This is a genomic window from Streptomyces sp. TRM49041 (assembly GCF_008271805.1).
In the GTDB taxonomy this organism is placed as follows: Bacteria; Actinomycetota; Actinomycetes; order Streptomycetales; family Streptomycetaceae; genus Streptomyces.
Genome location: NZ_VSRY01000157.1, coordinates 64,683 through 84,969, shown reverse-complemented (window position 1 = coordinate 84,969; position 20,287 = coordinate 64,683). Strand labels below are relative to the sequence as shown.

Here is a 20,287-nt window from a genome sequence, read left to right as displayed (position 1 = left end):
GGACAGGCAGGACAGGCGGGACAGGCAGGTCAGGCGAGCCCGTGGGCGCAGGCGAAGGCGGTGGCGGCGGCGCGGGAGGTCACCTGGAGCTTGGCGAAGATGTTGTTGAGGTGCCGGGCGACGGTGTGCTCGCTGATGGTGAGCGCGGCGGCGATCTCCCGGTTGGTGCGGCCCGCGGCGACGAGCCTCAGGACCTCCGCCTCGCGGGCCGAGAGCCCACCGGGCAGCTGCTCCTTGTCGCGGTCCCGTACGGCGTCCAGCAGCGCGGCGGCCCGCCGGGCGTCGGGTACGGCCCCGAGCGCCTCGAACACCGCCCGTGCGGCCCGAAGCTCCAGCACGACGCCTTCGACGTCTCCCGCGTCCCGGTTCGCGGCGGCCAGCATCATCCGCACCTGAGCCGCCTCGTACGGCACCCCCAACTCCAGCCACTCGGCCAGAGCCCGCCGCAGCAGGGGCAGCGCCCGGGCGGCACCGAGGCGGACGCGGTCCGCGAGGGCATCGTCTGCCGGGACGGCCTCGGCCGGGGTGCCGACCGCGGGAGTGCGCTCTGAAGGGGTGCCGTCTGCCGGGACGCGGTCCGCGCGGGTGCCGTCCGCGCGGGTGCCGTGGGGCCGGGCGCTGTCGGGTCGGGCGCCGCCGGACCGACCGCCGTGGGGCCGGCCGTGGTCGGTCGGGGTGCCGTCGGCCGGGGTGCCGTCGGCCCGGGTACCTGGGGGCAGAGTGGCGTCGGAGCGGGCCGTGGCCGGCGCCGCAGTGCCCCGCGCCGCTGGGCCCGGCGACTCATGGGTGGCCAGGGCCACCGCTGCCCGGGCCGTGGTGGTGAGGGCGCTCAGCACGGAGGGGTCGGGTCGGCGGGGCTCGGTGGACAGGGTGGTCAGGGTGTCGGCCGCCGCCCGGGCAGCCTCGACCGCGCCGGCGGCCAGTTCGGTCTCCACCTGGGCGGCCAGGAGGCGGGCGTGGTGGAGGAGGTCGCCGTTGGAGGGTGAGTCGGTGAGGGCCAGGCGGAGGGCCGCCGCGGCGGTGTCGGCGCGGCCCTGGGCCAGGCGGAGCAGGGCGAGCCCGGGCTGCGGCGTGCGGCCCAGCTCATGGGCGCGGGCGTACGCAGCCTCGGCCGTGTCCAGGTCGCCGCGGCGGCGGGCGATCTCGGCGGCGACGTAGTGCGCCTCGCCCGCCACGGCCGCGTCGGCGGCGGCCAGCTCGGTGCACACGCGGGCGGCCTCCGCCTCGGCGTGCGGCCAGTCGCCGCGCAGGTCCAGGACCTCGACGTGGTGGACGCGGCACAGCCCCCGGAACGGGTTGTCGGCGGAGTGCTCCGTGCACCAGCGCATCGCGGCGTCGGTCCACTCGGCTGCCCGGCCCAGGTCGGCGGCGGCCATGCAGCGGGAGAGCGCCAGGCAGTAGATCCAGCCGGTGAACAGCGAGCTCAGCTCCCCCGCGGTGACCGCGCACATCGCGTCGTCCAGCAGGGCGAGCCCCTCGGCGGTGCGGCCGTGGGTCAGCAGTACGCCGCCGTGCACCTGCTGGCTCATGGCGAGCAGGTCGCGGCTGCCGCAGGAGCGGGCGATCCGGTTCATGCGGAGGGCCGCGTCGATCGCCGCGGCGAGATCGCCACGCACGGCAGCGTCCTCGGCCTCCGTCCAGGCCAGGTAGCACTGCTCCAGGCACTCCGGCCGGCCGTCGAGGTGCTGCTGTGCCCGGTGCAGCCAGCCGGTGGCCGTGGCGGTGCGACCGATGTTCCGGTATTCGTAGAACAGCAGCCACGCGCTGTGCCCCGCCGCCCGGTCGGCACCGTCGGCGGCGTACGCCGCGTAGGCCCGTAGTCGGGCGTCGATCGACTCGACGACGCGCCCGGTCCACCAGGCGGCGTCGGCGAGAAGGGTCAGGTCGTCGGCGCCCAGGGCGTCCGGCGCGGAGCCGGAGAGCAGGGCGTACGCGTCGCTCCACTCCTCCCGCGCGGCCGCCTCCCGGGCCTTGTCCGTCGTCGTCCCCATGGGCGGTTCCCTTCCAGTCCTCAGGATAGGAGGGAACCCGACAAGCCGGAAAAGCCGGAAAAGCCGGGAAGGGTAGTGCGGTCGGACAAGGCAGACGGCCCGCTCCCCCGGGACCGGACCATCCGGGGAAGCGGGCCGTCAGGCCGCTGACGCAGCTGTCAGGAGGCTCAGAAAGCGGCCTCGTCCAGCTCCATCAGGGAGTTGTCGACACCCTCGGCGATGAGCCGCTCGGTGGCGACGCCGGGCAGGACGTTGGCCGCGAAGAACTTCGCCGCCGCGATCTTGCCCTGGTAGAAGGCGACGTCCTTCGGGGACGCGCCCTCGGCCAGCTTCTCGGCGGCGACCGCGGCACCGCGCAGCAGCAGGTAGCCGACGACGACGTCACCGGACGCCATCAGCAGGCGCGTGGTGTTGAGGCCGACCTTGTAGATGTTCTTGACGTCCTCGCCGGTGGCGGTGAGGTCCGTCAGCATCGTGCCGACGATCGCCTCCAGGTCCACGGCCGCCTTGGCGAGCGCGTCCCGCGCGCCGGCCAGCTCCTCGCCGCCCGTGCCGACCGCCAGGAACTTCTTGATCTCCTCGGAGAGGGTGTTCAGCGCGGCGCCCTGGTCACGGACGATCTTCCGGAAGAAGAAGTCCTGGCCCTGGATCGCCGTGGTGCCCTCGTAGAGGGTGTCGATCTTCGCGTCGCGGATGTACTGCTCGATCGGGTACTCCTGCAGGTACCCGGAGCCGCCGAAGGTCTGGAGCGACTGGGCGAGCTGCTCGTACGACTTCTCGGAGCCGTAGCCCTTGACGATCGGGAGCAGCAGGTCGTTCAGGCCGTTCAGCGCCTTCGTGTCCTCGCCCGCGGCCTCCTGGGCCTGGATCTCGTCCTGGACGGCGGCGGTGTACATGACGAGGGCGCGCATGCCCTCCGCGTACGCCTTCTGCGTCATGAGCGAGCGGCGCACGTCGGGGTGGTGCGTGATGGTGACCTTCGGCGCGGTCTTGTCCATGAAGTTCGCCAGGTCGGGACCCTGGACGCGCTCCTTGGCGTACTCCAGCGCGTTGAGGTAGCCCGTCGACAGCGTGGCGATGGCCTTCGTGCCGACCATCATGCGGGCGAACTCGATGATGCGGAACATCTGGCGGATGCCGTCGTGCTTGTCGCCGATCAGCCAGCCCTTGGCGGGGTGCTTGTCGCCGAACGTCATCTCGCACGTGTTGGAGGCCTTGAGGCCCATCTTGTGCTCGACGTTCGTGGCGTAGACACCGTTGCGAGCGCCCAGCTCGCCGGTGTTCCAGTCGAACTCGTACTTCGGGACGAGGAACAGCGACAGGCCCTTGGTGCCCGGACCGGCACCCTCGGGGCGGGCGAGGACGTAGTGGAGGATGTTCTCCTCCATGTCGTGCTCACCGGACGTGATGAAGCGCTTCACGCCCTCGATGTGCCAGGAGCCGTCCTCCTGCCGGACCGCCTTGGTGCGGCCGGCGCCGACGTCCGAGCCGGCGTCCGGCTCGGTGAGGACCATGGTGGAGCCCCAGCGCTTCTCCACGGCGATCTCGGCGATCTTCTTCTGCGCCTCGTTGCCCTCCTCGAAGAGGATGCCCGCGAAGGCGGGGCCGGAGGAGTACATCCAGACCGCCGGGTTCGAGCCGAGGATCAGCTCCGCGTACGCCCAGATGAGCGAGCGCGGCGAGGTGGTGCCGCCGATCTCCTCGGGCAGGCCCAGACGCCAGTACTCGGAGTCCATGAAGGCCTTGTAGGACTTCTTGAACGAGGCCGGGACCGGCGCGGTGTTCGTCTCCGGGTCGAAGACCGGGGGGTTCCGGTCCGCGTCGGCGAAGGACTCGGCGAACTCGTTCTCCGCGAGGCGGCAGAGCTCGTCGAGGACGCTCTTGGCGGTCTCGACGTCCATCTCCTCGAACGGACCGGTGCCGTACACCTTGTCGCGGCCGAGGACCTCGAAGAGGTTGAACTCGATGTCGCGGAGATTCGACTTGTAATGCCCCATGGCGACGGCTCCGTAAGGATCGGGAGGCAGGTTCCTCGTATATCTACCAGCAAGTAGTCCCGATGATGCTACCCACCGGTAATAAGAGCAACCCCTCACCTCGATCTGTGACGCGTCTCAATCCGGAGGGCGCCGGGCACCGCGGGACGCGGGTGACACGGGGAGACGCGGGGGCACGCGGCGGGACGCGGGGCTACCGCCATTGGGCGCGGTCGGGCGGCGCGGCACACCGGCCCGTGCCTACGGTGGCGCCATGCCCGATGAGCCTGCCGAGCACGCCGAGCGCGCCGACGACGGCAGCTCCGTCTCCTGGTCGGAAGGCGGTGGCTGGTTCGAGTTCACCCTGGCGGTGATCCTCGCGCTGGCCGCCGTCGGGACGGCGTGGGCCGGCTTCCAGAGCCAGAAGTGGGGCGGAGTGCAGGCGAACTCCTACGCCTCCGCGTCCGCCACGCGTACCGAGTCCACGCGCGCGTCGACGGAGGCGGGCCAGTTCCTCACCATCGACGTGATCATGTTCACCCAGTGGCTGACCGCGCTGAACCAGGAGATCCTCGCGGACCCGTCGCAGCGGCCCGAGGGCGGGTACGAGCCCGACCCCGAGACCGTCTCGGGCCTGCTCTTCACCCGCTTCCGGAGCGAGTTCAAGCCTGCCGTGACCGCCTGGCTCCGGACCCGTCCGCTGGCCGACCCCGAGGCGCCGGTGACCCCGTTCGCCATGCCGGAGTACCAGCTGGCCACCGCAGCGGACGCGCTGCGGCGGCTGGACGAGGCCGAGCGGCTCTCCGCGAAGGCCCGGCAGGCCAACCAGCGCTCCGACAACTACGTCCTGACGGCCGTCCTCTTCGCCCTGGTGCTGTTCTTCGCGTCCCTGGCCGGCCGCGCCCACGCCCGGCGCGCGAGGATGCTGCTGTTCGGCCTCACCCTCCTGACCCTGGCCGGCGCGATCGTGATGCTGGTGCTCTATCCGGTCCAGCTCTGACCGGCCGCGGGACGGGCCGATGGCGGTGCCCGGCTGCCACTACGAGCGCGCGGGCCGACGCGTCCCCGGGCTCGCCCGCAGCACGGCGAGCAGCGCGCGGGCGGTGGCGAGGTTGCAGTTGCCGAGGGTGATGAGGGGTGGCGTACCGAAGTCTCGTCCGAGCGACGGCAACTTGACCTCGTGCGAGGCGAGAACGATCCGCAACTGATCGACGAGCGCCCGCGCCTCCTGGTCGAGCTCCAGCTCCAGGGCCTTGTTCATGGGTGCACCTTCCTGTGCGTGCTGTGACGAGTCGGTCACACACTGACGTGATGGTGCGTACCGTGGAAGGGGTTTGGCGACCACGGCGGCAGGTGTGGAAGGTGATCTTCTGTGGCGCGAGGGCAGCGCAAGGACATTGACGGGTCGACTAGCGTTCCGTGCTTCTACGGAACGGAGTTGCGCTTCCAGCGGGAGCAGGCGGGGCTGACGCTGGGGCAATTGGTGGAGGGCAGCTTCTACGGGGCGACGTACCTGAGTGAGATCGAGCGCGGTCAGCGCCGCATGCCGGTCGATCTGGCCCGGCACGTCGATCGCGCACTCGGCACGGACGGGTTCTTCGAGCGCCGTTGCGAGGATGTACGCAAGGCCAAGCAGGGTGCTCATGCTTCGTACTTCGCGCCGATCGTGGAGTCGGAGACGCGGGCCTGCCGGATCGAGGAGTGGGCCAACGCTCTCATCCCGGGACTTTTGCAGGGCCCCGCATACGCACGGGCGGTCATCAACGCTACGCACTCGTTGGATCTCCAGGAGGAGGTCGAAGCGAAGATTCGCGACCGTATGGCCCGGGCCCGGATCTTCGACGACATGAAGAGGCCCGAGTATTGGGTCATCCTCCACGAGTCCCTGGTGCTTCACCCGCTGCTACCACCCGCTGAGATGGCCGAACAAATGGAGCACATCGCGGCCTTGGCGCGGCGCCGTCGGGTCGTTCCACAGGTCCTGCCATGGAACGCTGCGACACAGCCGTTCATGAAGTTGTCGCTTATGTTCCTGGACTTCGACGATGAGCCGCCGCTCGTCTATACAGAAGGCCCGTATCACGGCCAGACCCTGGACGATCCAGCTCTCGTGCGGCTCTACCGCAAGGCATACGATCGGCTTAGGGCCGCCGCGCTGTCACCGGAGGCGTCCCTCGCCCTGATCGAGCAAGCGGCTGAGGACTACCGAAATGGCAAGCGATCACGACTGGTTGGGCGGGGCCCACTGGCGTAAGAGCAGTTACAGCACCAACGGTGGCGAGTGTGTCGAAGTGGCCGAAGGCTTCGTGGGTGCCGCCCGCTGGCGGAAGAGCAGCTACAGCAACGGGGACGGCGGCAACTGCGTCGAAGTGGCCGAAGGCTTCGTGGGTGCCGCCCGCTGGCGTAAGAGCAGCTACAGCAACGGGGACGGCGGCGACTGCCTCGAAGTCGCCGACGACCTCCCCGGCGTCGTCCCCGTCCGGGACTCCAAGGTCCCCGACGGCCCCGCCGTCGTCGTCAGCGCACGCGCCTGGGCGCCGTTCGTCGCGGCGGTGCGGGGGGCGCGGTTCGGGGGCTGACGCGGCGGGGCGGCGACCCGCGTGCTGGCCGGATCGTGTCGGCCAGATAGTGTCCTCCCGCGGCGCGTCGAGCCTCTCTCCGCGCCGTGTGAGGGAGGGAATACATGCGCGTACCACTGCTGCGGCGCCTGGCCACGCTGGCCACGACGCTGGGGCTCACTTCGCTCGGGCTCCTCGGCGCGGGCGCGGCGCCCGCGCAGGCCGCGATCAGCGACTGCCCGGCGGGCTATTTCTGTGCCTGGAAGACCGATGACGGCACGGGCACCATGTTCAAGACGAAAACCAATGTGGCGACGCTCGGGGCGTGGGACAACACGTTCCGGGCGGTCGTGAACCGCACATCCAAGTTCGCCTGCCTGCACGACGAGCCGGACTACGGTCCGTCCGCCTCCATCTGGGCTCCCGACCCCGCGGGTACGGAGTGGGGCTACGCGCACGGCGACCCCAGCTCGGTGAGTTTCGTCGCCACGGAGCGGGAGTGCTGGTATCCGTCCTACCCGGGGTGGTACGCGCCGACCGCGCCCGAGGCGGCGGGCTTCGGGGACCTGAACGCGGACCTCCGGGCCGACGTCCTCGTCCGGGACAAGGCGGGACGGCTGTGGTTCCTGCCCGGGGACAACACCGGGCAGCTTGTGGGCCGCGGCGGCTGGAACGCCATGAACGCCCTCGTCCGGCACGGCGACTTCACCGGGGACGGTCGCGAGGACGTGATCGCCCGTAAGGCGTCCACCGGCGAGCTGTGGCTCTACCCGGGGGCCGGGACGGGCGGCCTCACCACCCCGCGGCTCATCGGCCGCGGCGGCTGGAACGCCATGAGCAGCCTGACCGCCTACGGCGACCTGACCGGCGACGGCCGCTCCGACCTGCTCGCCGTCGAGCGCGCCACCGGCAAGCTCTGGCTGTACCCGGGGACCGGCACCGGCTACCTGGGCGCCCGCAAGCTGATCGGCAACGGCGGCTGGAACGCCATGAACGCGCTCGTCGGCATCGGCGACCTGAACAGCGACGGCCGCGCCGACCTGATCGCCCGCGAGAAGTCCACCGGGAGGCTGTGGCTGTACCCGGGCCGGAGCGGGTACCTCGGGCCGCGCGAACTCATCGGCCGCGGCGGCTGGAACGTCATGGACACCCTCCTGGGCCTGGGCGACGTCACCGGCGACGGCCGTGCCGACCTCGTCACCACGACCACCAGCAGCTACGTCGGTGAAGGGTGCCGGGGCGTCGGCTGCCTGCTCGTGTACGAGGGCCGGGGTACCGGCACGCTCTATCCGGGCGTGGTGGTGGGCGACGACTGGCACGGCTTGAACGGCTTCTTCTGATCCCGGCGAAAGGGGCCTCCGCTTCCGAGCGGAGGCCCTTTCGTCATGTCAGGCGCCGCCCTCCGGTCGGGCCGAAGGGCAGGCCGGTCCTCGTGTGCTCCGCGGGGCGCTCGCTCCCCGCAGAGCACATGGCCGTGGTGGGCGGCCTCCGGTCAGGCCGCCGCCTCGCCCGTCGTGAGTTCCCGGGCGTCCGGGACGCGCTGTACGGGGCGCTTGGCCAGGGGCCGGACGCCCGCGATCCACTCGTACGCCCACTCCGCCGACATCAGCGCGCCCTCCTGCCAGCCGGGCAGGGCGGAGACCTGGTCGCCGATCATCAGGAACTGGTTCGCGTCGCCCTGCGGGTAGATCAGGGTCGAGTACCAGCTCTTGTGGTCGGGGTCGGTCGGCTTCCAGTCGGCCCAGGCGCCCAGCATGTACGGCATCTTGTGCCAGGCGATGGACATGCCCAGGGCGTCTGGGACGACGGCGTTGCTGGCGAACTCGTCGTGGAGCTTCGTCGCGCCGGCGCGGGCGACGCGCAGCCGCTCCGCGTGCATGCGGTCGCCGAGCGCCTTGGCGTTGTCGTAGGAGCAGTACGCGCCGGTCAGCGTGCCCTTGTCGGCCGCCGAGAAGTAGTCGTTGGACGGGTACCAGATCTGCTCGATCTCGTGGTCGACGCGGCTGATGCCGCCGTAGATCTCGTACTTGTCGGACTCCCAGAAGCGGTGGTTGGCCTGCCAGCCGACCTTGCACGCGGGGGCGAAGGGGGCTTTGCCGACGGCCGTCTTGTAGTCGGTGCCGAAGCCTTCGAGGGCGACGCCGGTCCTGAGGACCGGCACCGGGATGTTGCTGAGGCAGTAGTCGAACGACTCGGACCTGCTCGTGCCGCTCGCCGTCCAGCTGACGCGCACGCGGTCGCCGTCCAGCTTGATGCCGGTGACGGGTGCGTTGAGCGTGAGCGTGCCGGCGGGCAGCGCGGCGGCCAGCATGCGCCAGATGGTGTCCATGCCGCCGACGGGCTGGAACAGCGTGGTGTGCCAGTGGAAGTCGGAGTCCTGGTAGAAGCCGTGTTTCCAGAAGCGCGCGGCCAGCAGGTCGGCGAGCCGGAGCGGGTCGGCCGGCTCCTCCATCTGCATCACGGTCGGCCGCTTGGCCAGGCCGGACCGGGTGGAGCCCGAGTACGTCTTGTCGATCTCGTCGAGCCTGCCGAACTGGACGAGCAGCTCCACCAGCCGCGTCCGCTGATCCGCCGTCAGGCCGTCGTCCACCGGGGGCTTCTGGACGACGCGGGCCAGGTACTCGGCGAGGTAGCCGCGGGTGTCGTTGGCGATGCGGCGGTTGTGCTTGGGCGCGCCGTGCCAGGCCCCGTCGGACTGGTACAGGTTGGCCGTGGTGGTGTGGATGTACGGCTCCAGGGGGACTTTGAGTTTCTGGCAGAGCTTGAGCAGCCGCCGGTGGTGGTACGGGATGCGCCCGGCCCCGAGGTTGAGGTAGAGGCCGCTGCTGAACTTGCACTTCTGGGTGTGGACGGAGCCGTCCGCCCACTTCTCGGAGATCTCGTCGCCGGGGCGCGCGGTGAGGGTGCGTCCGCCGACGCGGCCGGTGGCCTCCAGGACGGTGACCTCGTACCCCGCTTCCAGGAACCTGAGCGCGGCCGCGAGGCCGGCGGGGCCGGCGCCCAGGACCGCCACTGTCTTGCCGTTGGCCGCCTTCCCGACCGGGCGGAACAGGCCGTCCGTGGCCGGGGCGGCCGTGGCCGGCACGGCTCCGGTCATGATCTCCAGCAGGGACGTCGAGGTGGCGGCGGCTGCTCCGGCTATGCCCAGGAAGCTGCGGCGTGAACTCATGGTGCTGCCCTCCAAAACGATCGAACCGAGACCGGCGAACCGAACTCGTAACACACCATGCCTGTTTGTGTGCGGACAGTTCTCAGGCTAGGTGGGTGTGCGTGTAGTTCGACCTCGTATTCACCGATTGGCGACTGTGCGCCAGAAGGGCGACCTCGCGACACCGTTCAGCGTGCGGGGCTCTCCACGGCGGTGGAACGGCGGCGGGCCGCGTCACGGTCGCGCCGGGCGACGTCCGTTCCCCGGGTGTGCGGCACGGCGGCGGCCCGCACTCAGTACCCTTGCGTATATGTACGGCTACGAGCAGAACCCGGGGGCCCAGCAGCAGTACGCCCCGCCGCCCCAGCAGGGGTACGCGCAGCAGCCGCCGCTGTATCCGGAGCCGTCCCCGCCCTCGCTGGCGGACGCCGTGCGGGCCTTCACCACCGGGTCGCTGTCCGCCGAGGACTTCCAGCAGATCTTCGCCACGTCCAAGGTCTACTGTCCGCGCGGCGACAACCCCGGGTTTCTGGCGCTGCACAACACGCAGCAGCCCGTCATCCCGATGTTCACGTCGCTGAAGCAGCTTCGCCGCTACGCCGGCAAGGAGTCCAAGTACTTCGTGATCACCGGCGCCGAGGTCCTCGACCTCCTCCCGACCGGCTACGGCTTCGTCCTCGACATGGAGGGCGAACACCGGATCGTCTTCGACGCGAAGGCCGTCGAGGAGATGGTCGACTTCGCGATGCGGCGGATGTACGGGTAGCGGTGGCCGCCGCCCCTCCGGTCGGCGGGGGGTGCGATCCCCCTTCAGGCGTACGAGCGGCCCGTTTCCCGCTGCCTACTGTTCCCTCTATGGAGCAGCTCAGCGAATTCCTCATGACGCAGAAGATCACCCCGCTCGTCAACCGGTACGAGGTCACCGCTCCGGACGGGGGTGAGGTCGTCGCGTTCGCCGAGCAGAAGCGGTTCGCCCTGAAGGAGGAGCTCACGCTGTGGAGCGGTGAGGACCGGGCCCGGGTGCTGGGTGGGTTCAAGGCGCGGCAGGTGATCGACTTCGGGGCCACCTACGACGTGACGGGTCCCGACGGGCGTCCCGTCGGGACCTTCCGCAAGGACGTCAAGGCGTCGCTGCTGCGCTCCACCTGGCATCTGACGCAGGGAGACCGGCCCGCCGCCATCGGCAAGGAGCGGCGGATCAGTGTGGCGCTCGCGCGGCGGGGGTGGGAGCTGGTCGACGCGGTCGTGCCGATCATCCCTGTGCCGCCGGTGCCGTTCGTCTACCACTTCGACTTCGTCCGGGACGGCGAGCCCGTCCTCTCCGTCGAGCGGAAGTGGGGCATCCGGGACCGGTACGTCATACGCGTCCAGGACCCGGGGCTCGACCGGAGCCTGGCACTCTGCATGGCCGTCGGGCTGGACGCGTTGCAGGGGCGGTGACCACGGCCGGTACGGGTACGGCCGGTACGGGCCCGGTCGGTACGGGTACGGCCGGTACGGCCGGTACGGGCCCGGTCGGTCGGGTGTTCCGCCCCCGCCGACCGGCGGGGTGGAAGGGGAAGAACGGCGGGTTCCAGCGCGCACAGCCGGTCGGTAATTTCATTTCCGGGCCGCCACCGGAACGCCTTCCGGCGTTCCGTACGGGGGGCGGCCTTTCGTGGAATGAAAGGTGCAGTTTCTGATGGACGAGTTCAACCTTGACGCTCGCGTGACCGTTTCCGCCGACCCGGCCGAGACGTCGCTCTCCCCGGTTGCCAGCGTCGCCTCGCGCGTCGCCAGCAAGTGGGTCGTCAAGCAGACCATCCGGCAGACGATCAAGATGACGGCCGCCTGCGCCGCCGTCCGTACGAACGGCAAGTGCTGACCACACCCGCCGATCGCGTCTGATCACAGCGGTGGGCCCTCCGGCGCGAGCCGGGGGGCCCACCCTCCGGAGAGTCCGTTCATGCACCTCGCACCACACCTCGCCCAGCGGGCGGACGAAGTCGCCGGGCTCATCCGGGAGCGGCTGGACACGCCCGCGCGCGCCGACGCGCACGCCGCGCTCGCCGCCCGGCAGACCGACATGTCCTTCTGGGCCGGCGCCTCCCTCAGCGAGGGGCACGCCGGGCTCGCCCTCCTCCATCTGCATGCCGCACGCACCGCGAAGCGTGCGGAAGAGCGGGAGCGGTCTTTCGAGCGGGGTTTCTCCTTCGTGCGTGCCGCGTTCTCCGCCACCCTGGAGAATCCGCTCGACCATCCCGGGCTTTTCGACGGGACCGCCGGGCTCGCATTCGTTCTGCGGGATGCCTCACTGGACGAAGCTCGATTTCTTCCCAGCCTCGCCAGGCTGCACGAGAAGCTCTGCCGGCAGGTTCTCGACATCGACCCGCCCCGCCGTGTCGGCGCCGTCTCCGATCACGACTACGACCTCGTCTACGGGGCCGCCGGGGTTCTCGGCCAGCTGTGTTCCGTCCAGCCCGGAGCGCCTCTCGCCGAGCGGGCTCGGGAGCGGTGTCTCCAGTACCTCCTGTGGGTCGGCCACGACCAGCGGTGGGCGGTGCGGGGATCCCTCGACACCGGGATGTCCCACGGCGCCGCCGGGATCGCCGCCGCCCTCGCCGCGGCCTGGCGGCACGGCCACCGGCTGCCCGGGCAGCGGCTCGTCATGGACGAGCTGGTCGCGTGGCTGCTGGAGGTCGGCGGCGGAGGGCGCCGGCTCCAGTGGCCCCGGTCCGTACCGGCGGACGCCCACGAGGCCGTGCCCGCCTGGTGCCACGGGACGGGGGGCGTCGCCGCCGGGCTGCTGGCCGTGGCCACCGCGACCGGCGACCGGGGCCTGGAGGCGCGGGCGTTCGCCGCGCTTGACGGGCTGCTCGACCGGGTGGCCGACGGGGACCTGCCGCGCTCGCCCACCGTGTGCCACGGGCTCGCGGGACTCGTCGCCCTGGCTCACGAGTTCGCCTCGCGGGGCAGCGTGGGGGCCGCCCGAGCCCTGCCCCGGCTCGCCGAGCGGCTGATCGACGCCGCCGACCCCGGCCTGCCCCTCGTCTACCGCGACCACGAGACCACCGGGCACATCGTCGACAACCCCGGGCTCCTCACCGGCGCCGCCGGTGTCGCCCTCACCCTCCGCGCCCTCGCCACCGGCCACCGGCCCAGCTGGTGGAAGGCGCTCTTCCTCCAGTGACCGAGACCCTGATCGACAAGGACCCGAGCCACTTCATGCCGCGGTACGAACCACTCGACTTCCATCTGCTCCGCGCCCCGGCCCTCCCCGTCGACGTCTGGCGCGACGCACTCGCCGAGGGCGACCCCGGCCGGACCCGCGCCCGGCTCCGGGCCATGGCCGACGACCCCCGTGTACGCCACGGGCTCGTCGCCGCGGGCAGCGGGCTGCTCGACGGGCTCGCCAAGGCCGAGGGCGCGGACCCCGGCGGCAAGGACGCGCGGCGGGTGCACTCCAGCGCCCTGCGCTACCTCACCCGCATGAGCACCCGCCCCACGCCCTTCGGCGCCTTCTCCGGCGTCGCCCTCGGCACCTTCGGCGACACGACGACCGCCCGCCTCGGCGACACCGCCGTAGCCTCCGCGCGCGTACGGGCCGACATGGGCTGGCTGCTCGCCCTCGTCCAGCGGCTGGAGGGCGACGCGGAGGTCCTGAACCGGCTCGGCGTGGCGATGAACGCCCTGGCCTACCCGGTCGGCGACCGCCTCGTCCTGCCCTCGTCCGACGTGCACGGCAAAGCCGACCGGCGGTCGGTACGGGTACGCCACACCGCGCCGCTCGGACAGATCCGGCGCCTCGCCCCGGCCGCGTTCCCCGTCCCGTACGCCGTGCTGGTCGGCGAGCTGACCGAGCGCTTCCCCGAGGCGGGCGAGGAGCGGATCTCCGCGTTCGTCACCGAACTGGTCGGCCTCGGGCTGCTCGTCACCGATCTGCGGCCGCCCGTCACGGAGGCGCGGCCCGAGACGTACGTACTCGACCGGCTCACCGCCGCCGGGGTCGAGCACCCGGCGGTGGCCGGCCTCCGGGAGGTCGTCGAGCTGCTCCGCACGGCCGTCCACGGCGACACCGGCGGCCTCGAAAAGCTCCGCGCCGCCCAGCGCGCCCTCGTCCCGGGCTACCGGCACCAGCCCTTCCAGGTCGACTCCGCCCTCGGCCTCACCGGCACCGTCCTCCACCGCCACGTCGCCGACGAGATCGCCGACGCCGTCGGCTGCCTGGCCCGGCTCGGCCAGGGCGCGCCCGGCGGCTACGACCACCTCGCCCCGTACCACCAGGCGTTCATGGAGCGGTACGGCACCGACGCGCTCGTACCCGTATGCGAACTCCTCAGCGCCGAACGCGGCCTGGACGCGCCCAACGGCTACCTCAACCCGCCCCGCGCCATGGTCATGAACCAGCACGGCGGCGAGGGCGATCCGCACACCGCGCGGGCCCTCGTCGCCCTGGCCGCCGACGTGTGGCGGCGCGGAGCCGAGGAGGTCGAGCTGAGCGACGAGGTGGTCGCGCGGCTGCTGAATCCCGAGGCCGCGCCCACCGGGATCGTGTGCCCGGGCGTCGACGCGTACGCGCAGATCGTCGCCGACAGCGCCGACGCCATCGACCGGGGCGACTGGCGCGCCGTCCTCAACAGCGACGGCCTCGGCGAGGGCGGGCGCACCTTCGGGCGGTTCTTCCACCTCCTGGACCCCTCCGCCACCGAGCGCCTCCGCGCCTACGCCCGCGCCCGCGAGGCCCTGGAGCCGGACGTCGTCGTCGCCGAGCTGGCGTATCTGCCCTCCAACGGGCGCGGCGCCAACGTGGCGATCCGGCCCGCCGTCCACGGCTACGAGATCCCGGTGAACGTCGCGCCCTCGGCCGCCCCGGACCAGGTCGTCGACCTCGCCGACATCCACGTCGGCGCCACCGACGACGGGTTCCGGCTCTACTCGGCCCGCCTCGGGCGGGAGCTGGTCGTCGTCCAGAACCACATGCTCAGCCCGCTCGCCGCGCCCAACGTGTGCCGCTTCCTCCTGGAGGTGTCCCGGGCCCGCTACCGCGTCCCCACCGGGTTCACGTGGGGGCCCGTCGAGGGCGCCCCGTATCTGCCGCGCGTCGTGCGCGGCCGGGTCGTCGTGCGCGCCGCCGAGTGGAACCTGTACCCGGCGGGGGCGCAGGCCCCCGCGGGCGCCGGACCGGTGCCCGTGCCGCGCACCGCGGCCGACGTGGCGGACTGGCGCCGCACCTGGGGCGTGCCCCGCCACGTCTACCTCGCGGACGACGACAACCGGCTCCTCCTGGACCTCGACCATCCGGCGTGCGTCGACGAGTTGCTGGCCGACCTGCGCGCCGCCACGGACCGGGTCACCCTGCAGGAGGCCCTCCCGGGCCCGGATCGGACATGGCTGCGTGACGCCGCCGGGCGCGGGCATCTGTCCGAGATCGTCGTTCCCCTCATCGCCGGGGCTTCCGGCAGTGACGCCGGCGACGCAGGCGACGCCGACGACGCCGACGACGCCGACGACGCCACGCGGGACCGCGAGCGCCGCCGGCACCGCGAGGCGCAGATACGGCTCAGGGCCGACCCCGCCGCGCACCCCGGCCACCTGCCCGGGTCCGAGTGGTCGTACCTCAAGCTCTACGCGGCGCGTGATGTGCACGACGAGATCGTCGCCGGTGAACTGCCCCGTCTCGGCGCCGAGCTCGACCGGTGGTTCTACATCCGGTACGCCGACCCCGATCCGCATCTGCGCATCAGAAGCCGGTCCGCCCCGGGGACAGGGCTCGAACCGCTCCTCTCCTGGGGGCAGGGCCTCGTCCGGCGCGGCCTCGCCGAGCGGATGGAGATCGCCACGTACCACCCCGAGGTCAGCCGGTACGGCGGCCCCGCCGTGTACGACCGCGTCGAGGAGCTCTTCACCGCGAACAGCGCCGTCTCCGTCGAACTCCTCCGGCTGCTCTGGGACAAGGAGCCCGGCCTGGAGGCCGAGGCCGTCACCGTCGCCGCCGTCGACACGCTCTACGCCCAGTGGGGCCTCGGCATCCGTGAGCGGCTGGCCGCCATGCCCCGCCCGGCGGAGGACAAGGAGGCCCGCGAGCGGTACAAGAAGGACCGCGACTACCTGTGCGAGCTGCTCGAACCGTGGGACCGCCGCCCGCATCCCCTCGGCCGCGCCCACCATGAGCGGCTGGCCGCCGTACTCGACGGGCAGGCCGAGGCGGTCCGACGGGCCGCGCGCGCCGTCGCCGACGCGGAGGCGGCGGGGACGCTGTGGGGTACGCGGGACGGCATCCTGGCCAGCCTCGCGCACATGCAGGTGAACCGGCTGCTGCCCATGGACCGGCCCGCCGAGAACCGCTGCTACCTGGTGTGGGGGCACATACTGAACTGCCTGCGGGGGAGGCCCCGTGGCCGGTGACGAGACGATCGAGGACACCGGGGCCGTACCCGAGGAACACCGTCGGCTCTCCCGCGACCTGCGCTACTGGTGGCTGGTCCTGCGGAGCTTCTGGGGCCTCAGCCCCCTGCGGGTCTCCGTGCTCGCGGTGGTCACGCTGCTCACCGCCGCCGTGCCGGCCGCCGGGATCTGGCTGACCGCCGACGCCGTGCAGGCCGTCGCCGACGCCGTCATGGGTGTACCGGACGCCATGGACCGGCTCGCCCGGGCGGCGACCGGACTGGTCGCGCTGGCCGTGGCGGAGCACATCCTGTCGTCGGTCTCGCAGTATCTGAACTCCCTGCTCCAGCTGGAGTTCTCCGCCAAGATCGGCGAGCGGGTGATGGTCAAGGGCACCCGTATGGACCTCAGCGCCTATGAGGACCCCGAGTCGTACGACCGGCTCCAGCGGGCGCTGCGGGAGAGCGGCGGCGGCACGGCGTTCGAGGTCTTCGAGGAGATGCTGCGTACGCTCACCTCGCTGGCGTCGCTGGTGATGGTCAGTTCGGTGCTGTTCTCCTGGAACGCCTGGATCGCGCTCGCCATCCTGCTGGCGCCGCTGCCCGCGCTCGCCGCGCACATCGTGTTCAGCAAGCAGGGTTACGCGATCGAGTACAACCGCGCCCAGGACCGCCGCCGCGCCTTCTACTACCAGGACCTGACGACGACGGACTCCTCCTACAAGGAGGTGAAGCTGTACCAGCTCGGCCCGTACTTCGTGGACCGCTACCGCGCCCTCGTGCAGGAGTTCTTCCGCGTCGACCGGGCGCTGGCACGGCGCCGCCACGGCTGGTCGGCGGCGCTCGGCCTGGTGAGTGTCGTCTGCTCGGCGGGGGCCCTGGTCTTCGCACTGCACTCCACCACCTCCACCGGGCGGCTCGGCGAGCTGGCCGGCTACCTCCAGGCGCTGGGCGCCGTGCACGCGGCGGCCTCCGGGCTGCTGCTCGGCGTGGCCACCCTGTACCAGAACACGCTGTTCACCGGGAACCTCTTCGACTACCTGTCGTTGCCCGAGGGCGACATCACGGGCGGGTCCAGGCCCTTCCCGCGGCGGCTCTCCCACGGCATCGAGTTCCAGGACGTCACCTTCCGCTACCCGGGCACCGAGACCACCGCCCTGGACCGCTTCAGCTGCTTCATCCCCGCGAACACCTGCTGCGCGATCGTCGGCGCGAACGGCGCGGGCAAGAGCACCGTCGTCAAGCTGCTCTCCCGACTGTACGAGCCCACCAGCGGCCGCATCCTCATCGACGGCGTGCCCATCGAGGAGTACGACACCACCGACCTCCAGCGGAACATCGGCGTCGTCTTCCAGGACTTCATCCGCTACGAGATGCCCGTCCGGCACAACATCGGCTTCGGCCGCGTCGAACACCTCGACGACACCGCCCGCATCCGCGCGGCCGCCCGCTCCAGCGGCGCCGCCGAGTTCGTCGAGCGGCTCGGCGACACGTACGACACCACGCTGGGGCGGCACTTCGAGGGCGGACACCAGCTGTCGGGCGGCCAGTGGCAGAAGATCGCCCTGGCGCGGGCCTTCCTGCGGGACGCGCCGATCGCGATCCTCGACGAGCCGACCGCCGCGATCGACCCCGAGGCGGAGGCCGACATCTTCGGCCGGCTGCGCACGATCTGCTCCCAGGCCACGTCGCTGGTCGTCTCCCACCGCTTCTCCACGGTCCGCATCGCCGACAAGATCCTGGTGGTGGAGGGGGGTTCGCTCATCGAGGAGGGGACCCACGAGGAGCTGCTCGACCTCGGCGGAACGTACGCCCATCTCTTCCGGCTCCAGGCCGACGCCTACCTGCCCGGGCCCGGTCCCGGCCGCGGCGCCGGCTCCGGCGCCGGCTCCGTCCCGGACCTCGAACCCGTGGAGGCCTCCTCATGACCACGACCGCCACCCCGACCCCCACCCCGACCCCTCCGGTCTCGCTCATGTACCCGCTCATGGCGTACGACCTCGACCACCTCGCCGCCTTCGGCGAGGCCGTCCGGGACCTGTCCCTGGAGCGGCTCTACATGGGCCAGTCGGTGCTCGTCGACACCCACCAGGCGTTCGCCCACCTCGCCGGGCGCGGCATCCGGGTGCCCGTCGGGACGAGCGTCGCCCTGACCGCCCTGCGCCACCCGCTGGACGCGGCCGTCCAGGCCAGGTCGCTGGCCCTGCTGACCGGCACCGGGGTGGTCGCCGGGTTCGGCACCGGGGACCCGCAGTTCGTGACGGCGCTGCGCGGGGCGCCGTACGAGAGCCCGCGTACGGCGGTCGCCGAGTACCTGACCGTCATGCGGGGGCTGCTGGACGGTGAGGTGGTGGACTTCCAGGGGCGGTACGTACGGCTGGACGAGGGCCTGCTCCAGGTGCCGCACCCGCCGGTGTCGCTCGGCGTGGGCGTGCTGCGGCCGCGTATGGCGTACACGGCGGGGCGGGTCGCCGATGTGGCGATCACCCTGCTGACGCCGGCCGCCCATCTGAGGGAGCAGATCGTGCCCGCCCTCGCGCGGGGCGCCGCGTCGCGGGACCGGGCGGCGGTGCCCGGGGTGACGTCGATCGTGCCGTGCGCGGTGCGCAGGCCCGGCCGGGACCCCCGGAAGCTGGCGTTCGCGGCGCATGAACTGCACCTGGGCGGCGAGCACTACGCGGCCATGCTGCGTTCGGCCGGGCTCGACGTGGACGCCGCCGATCCGTGGGCCGGGGCGGGCGCGCTGGTCGACGGCGGGGTCTTCGCGTACGGCACACCTGACGAGGTGGCGGACCAGCTGACCGGTTACGGTGAGGCGGGGGCGACGGAGATCGCGCTGAGCTGTGCGGGGGTCCTGCTGACCGAGGGACCCGAGGCGGCACTGGCCGACGTGCGGGCCATCGCGGAGGCGATGCGGGACCGGGCGGCGGCCCGCGTCCGATGACGACCCCGCGTATGCGTACGAGTCGCACAAGTCGCGCGAGTCGTCCGAGTCGTCCTAGCTGAGGAGCGATCACATGCTGTTGCTTGAATTCGTGTTGCATTCCCTGATGGACCTGGTGCTGTGGATAGGCGGTAAGGGCCTCGACCGGTCCCGTTCGGCGCGCCGCATTGCCGCTTTCCGGCGTGGTGAGCCGGTCACGCTGCGCTGCCGGTACCGAATGGGCGGACAGGGGCCGGCCATGCGGCGCGGGAATATCACCCTGCGCCGGTCCGGCGTGTTCCTGAACGGTCCCGGCGCGAACGGTCTGCGGCTCTCGGGACCGGCCGCAGCCGCGACCGGCGGCGGGCGCGGCGGAACGGCCCTGACCTGCACCGCAGAGGCGGCCGGGCGATCCGGGACGGCCGGTGGCGGGGCCGAACTGCTCATCCTCACCTGGGACGCCGAAATGGTGAAGCTCATCACGGACACCATGGCCGTCCGCGCCTGAACCCCGTGCGTCAAGTCCCTTGATCAATTGGTACCTTGATCGAAGTGCGGCCGAACGGGGAGGCCGCTCTAAGGGGGCGTGATGATCCGCGTGATGATTGTCGACGACGAAATACTGCTGCGGACGTGTATGCAGCGCATTCTGGAGAGCGAACCGGACATCGAAGTGCCGGTCGCCTGCGACGGGCGGGCCGCCCCGGAGGCGATCGACCTCCACCGGCCGGATGTGGTGCTGCTCGATCTGCGCATGCCGGACGTCGACGGGTTCGCCGTCCTCGACGGGATCGGCGCGCGTACGGCTCCGCCCGCCGTCGCGGTCCTGACGACGTTCCTGGCGGACGAGGACATCGCGGCCGCTCTGCGCTCCGGCGCTTCGGGGTTCCTGCTGAAGGACGCGACACCGCGGGAACTGGCGGACGCGGTACGGGTGCTGGCCTCCGGCGGAACCGTGCTGTCCCCGGCGGCGGCGCGCATCGTGGTCGACGGCTACCTCGGCAGCGGCCAGCGGCAGGACGACCGGGACCCGCGCCTGGACACGCTCACCGAGCGGGAGCGCCAGGTGCTGGACCTGCTGGCGGAGGGCCACACCAACGCCGGCATCGGTCGGCGGCTGCTGATGAGCCCGTCCACGACGAAGGAGCACGTCAGCGCGATCCTGGCGAAGCTGGGGCTGACCAACCGCGTGCAGGCGGCCGTGGTGGCGCACCGCGCCGCGGCCACGCACCGCCAGGACCGGCGACGTCCGCTGGCCCTGGCCGGAACCCGCTGACCGCCGACCGCCGACCCGCCGACCGCCGACCCGCGGGCGGCTGAGCGGCCGGG

Annotated in this window: 17 protein-coding genes; 13 read left to right on the top strand and 4 right to left on the bottom strand. The window is 72.0% G+C overall.

The window, feature by feature from the left end; genetic code table 11:
• Positions 1–29 precede the first annotated feature (29 nt).
• Positions 30–1,991 (bottom strand): LuxR C-terminal-related transcriptional regulator, encoded by a 1,962-nt coding sequence (locus tag FVS66_RS36245; RefSeq protein WP_262387207.1) that lies wholly within the window; start codon positions 1,989–1,991, stop codon positions 30–32.
• 167 nt (positions 1,992–2,158) lie between these two features.
• A complete protein-coding gene (locus FVS66_RS25740) occupies positions 2,159–3,988 on the bottom strand; it encodes an acyl-CoA dehydrogenase (RefSeq protein WP_149183601.1) in 1,830 nt (609 codons plus the stop codon).
• Between the two features lie 253 nt (positions 3,989–4,241).
• On the opposite strand from FVS66_RS25740, the gene FVS66_RS25735 reads away from it, so the two are divergent.
• On the top strand, positions 4,242–4,967 hold the full coding sequence (locus FVS66_RS25735; RefSeq protein ID WP_222946982.1) for a hypothetical protein: 726 nt from the start codon (positions 4,242–4,244) through the stop codon (positions 4,965–4,967).
• A 39-nt stretch (positions 4,968–5,006) separates the two neighbouring features.
• Here FVS66_RS25735 and FVS66_RS25730 read toward each other — a convergent pair whose 3' ends face one another.
• Positions 5,007–5,228: a hypothetical protein gene (locus FVS66_RS25730; protein WP_149183600.1), complete on the bottom strand. Its 222-nt coding sequence runs from the start codon at positions 5,226–5,228 to the stop codon at positions 5,007–5,009.
• 177 nt (positions 5,229–5,405) lie between these two features.
• Between FVS66_RS25730 and FVS66_RS25725 the strand changes: the two genes are divergently transcribed.
• From FVS66_RS25725 to FVS66_RS25715, 3 genes are all read left to right on the top strand, one after another.
• Positions 5,406–6,221: a helix-turn-helix transcriptional regulator gene (locus tag FVS66_RS25725; protein WP_262387206.1), complete on the top strand. Its 816-nt coding sequence runs from the start codon at positions 5,406–5,408 to the stop codon at positions 6,219–6,221.
• A 52-nt stretch (positions 6,222–6,273) separates the two neighbouring features.
• Positions 6,274–6,546 carry a DUF397 domain-containing protein gene (locus FVS66_RS25720; protein WP_316248217.1) on the top strand — a complete coding sequence of 91 codons (273 nt, stop codon included), beginning with the start codon at positions 6,274–6,276 and terminating at the stop codon, positions 6,544–6,546.
• A gap of 104 nt (positions 6,547–6,650) precedes the next feature.
• Entirely contained in the window at positions 6,651–7,865 is a 1,215-nt protein-coding gene (locus FVS66_RS25715; protein ID WP_149183597.1) for an FG-GAP-like repeat-containing protein, read from the top strand.
• 152 nt (positions 7,866–8,017) lie between these two features.
• Here FVS66_RS25715 and FVS66_RS25710 read toward each other — a convergent pair whose 3' ends face one another.
• Positions 8,018–9,694: an FAD-dependent oxidoreductase gene (locus FVS66_RS25710; RefSeq protein WP_149183596.1), complete on the bottom strand. Its 1,677-nt coding sequence runs from the start codon at positions 9,692–9,694 to the stop codon at positions 8,018–8,020.
• Between the two features lie 289 nt (positions 9,695–9,983).
• Here FVS66_RS25710 and FVS66_RS25705 point away from each other — a divergent pair, with 289 nt between their 5' ends.
• The 9 genes from FVS66_RS25705 to FVS66_RS25665 all read left to right on the top strand — a co-directional run bounded on the left by FVS66_RS25705 (position 9,984) and on the right by FVS66_RS25665 (position 20,234).
• Positions 9,984–10,439, top strand: a complete 456-nt coding sequence (locus tag FVS66_RS25705) for an SseB family protein (RefSeq protein WP_149183595.1) — start codon at positions 9,984–9,986, stop codon at positions 10,437–10,439.
• A gap of 89 nt (positions 10,440–10,528) precedes the next feature.
• Positions 10,529–11,113 carry a hypothetical protein gene (locus FVS66_RS25700; RefSeq protein WP_149183594.1) on the top strand — a complete coding sequence of 195 codons (585 nt, stop codon included), beginning with the start codon at positions 10,529–10,531 and terminating at the stop codon, positions 11,111–11,113.
• Between the two features lie 241 nt (positions 11,114–11,354).
• Positions 11,355–11,537 (top strand): hypothetical protein, encoded by a 183-nt coding sequence (locus tag FVS66_RS25695; protein WP_149183593.1) that lies wholly within the window; start codon positions 11,355–11,357, stop codon positions 11,535–11,537.
• 81 nt (positions 11,538–11,618) lie between these two features.
• Positions 11,619–12,842 carry a lanthionine synthetase LanC family protein gene (locus FVS66_RS25690; RefSeq protein ID WP_149183592.1) on the top strand — a complete coding sequence of 408 codons (1,224 nt, stop codon included), beginning with the start codon at positions 11,619–11,621 and terminating at the stop codon, positions 12,840–12,842.
• Complete coding sequence (locus FVS66_RS25685) at positions 12,839–16,057, top strand: lantibiotic dehydratase (protein ID WP_262387205.1); 3,219 nt, start codon at positions 12,839–12,841, stop codon at positions 16,055–16,057. The genes FVS66_RS25690 and FVS66_RS25685 overlap by 4 nt, the downstream gene beginning before the upstream one ends.
• Positions 16,047–17,963 (top strand): ABC transporter ATP-binding protein, encoded by a 1,917-nt coding sequence (locus tag FVS66_RS25680; protein ID WP_149183591.1) that lies wholly within the window; start codon positions 16,047–16,049, stop codon positions 17,961–17,963. Before FVS66_RS25685 ends, FVS66_RS25680 begins: the two co-directional genes overlap by 11 nt.
• Positions 17,960–18,979, top strand: coding sequence for an LLM class flavin-dependent oxidoreductase (locus FVS66_RS25675; protein WP_149183590.1), 1,020 nt, complete (start codon positions 17,960–17,962; stop codon positions 18,977–18,979). The genes FVS66_RS25680 and FVS66_RS25675 overlap by 4 nt, the downstream gene beginning before the upstream one ends.
• Positions 18,980–19,052: 73 nt before the next feature.
• Positions 19,053–19,466, top strand: coding sequence for a hypothetical protein (locus FVS66_RS25670; RefSeq protein ID WP_149183589.1), 414 nt, complete (start codon positions 19,053–19,055; stop codon positions 19,464–19,466).
• 93 nt (positions 19,467–19,559) lie between these two features.
• Complete coding sequence (locus FVS66_RS25665) at positions 19,560–20,234, top strand: response regulator transcription factor (protein ID WP_316248216.1); 675 nt, start codon at positions 19,560–19,562, stop codon at positions 20,232–20,234.
• The last annotated feature ends 53 nt before the right edge of the window (positions 20,235–20,287 follow it).

Excerpts from the sequence above, each read along its gene's own strand:
- FVS66_RS36245 (WP_262387207.1), bottom strand. The coding sequence starts at position 1,991 with ATGGGGACGACGACGGACAAGGCCCGGGAGGCGGCCGCGCGGGAGGAG.
- FVS66_RS25740 (WP_149183601.1), bottom strand. The coding sequence starts at position 3,988 with ATGGGGCATTACAAGTCGAATCTCCGCGACATCGAGTTCAACCTCTTC.
- FVS66_RS25735 (WP_222946982.1), top strand. The coding sequence starts at position 4,242 with ATGCCCGATGAGCCTGCCGAGCACGCCGAGCGCGCCGACGACGGCAGC.
- FVS66_RS25730 (WP_149183600.1), bottom strand. The coding sequence starts at position 5,228 with ATGAACAAGGCCCTGGAGCTGGAGCTCGACCAGGAGGCGCGGGCGCTC.
- FVS66_RS25715 (WP_149183597.1), top strand. The coding sequence starts at position 6,651 with ATGCGCGTACCACTGCTGCGGCGCCTGGCCACGCTGGCCACGACGCTG.
- FVS66_RS25710 (WP_149183596.1), bottom strand. The coding sequence starts at position 9,694 with ATGAGTTCACGCCGCAGCTTCCTGGGCATAGCCGGAGCAGCCGCCGCC.
- FVS66_RS25705 (WP_149183595.1), top strand. The coding sequence starts at position 9,984 with ATGTACGGCTACGAGCAGAACCCGGGGGCCCAGCAGCAGTACGCCCCG.
- FVS66_RS25700 (WP_149183594.1), top strand. The coding sequence starts at position 10,529 with ATGGAGCAGCTCAGCGAATTCCTCATGACGCAGAAGATCACCCCGCTC.
- FVS66_RS25695 (WP_149183593.1), top strand. The coding sequence starts at position 11,355 with ATGGACGAGTTCAACCTTGACGCTCGCGTGACCGTTTCCGCCGACCCG.
- FVS66_RS25690 (WP_149183592.1), top strand. The coding sequence starts at position 11,619 with ATGCACCTCGCACCACACCTCGCCCAGCGGGCGGACGAAGTCGCCGGG.
- FVS66_RS25675 (WP_149183590.1), top strand. The coding sequence starts at position 17,960 with ATGACCACGACCGCCACCCCGACCCCCACCCCGACCCCTCCGGTCTCG.
- FVS66_RS25670 (WP_149183589.1), top strand. The coding sequence starts at position 19,053 with ATGCTGTTGCTTGAATTCGTGTTGCATTCCCTGATGGACCTGGTGCTG.
- FVS66_RS25665 (WP_316248216.1), top strand. The coding sequence starts at position 19,560 with ATGATTGTCGACGACGAAATACTGCTGCGGACGTGTATGCAGCGCATT.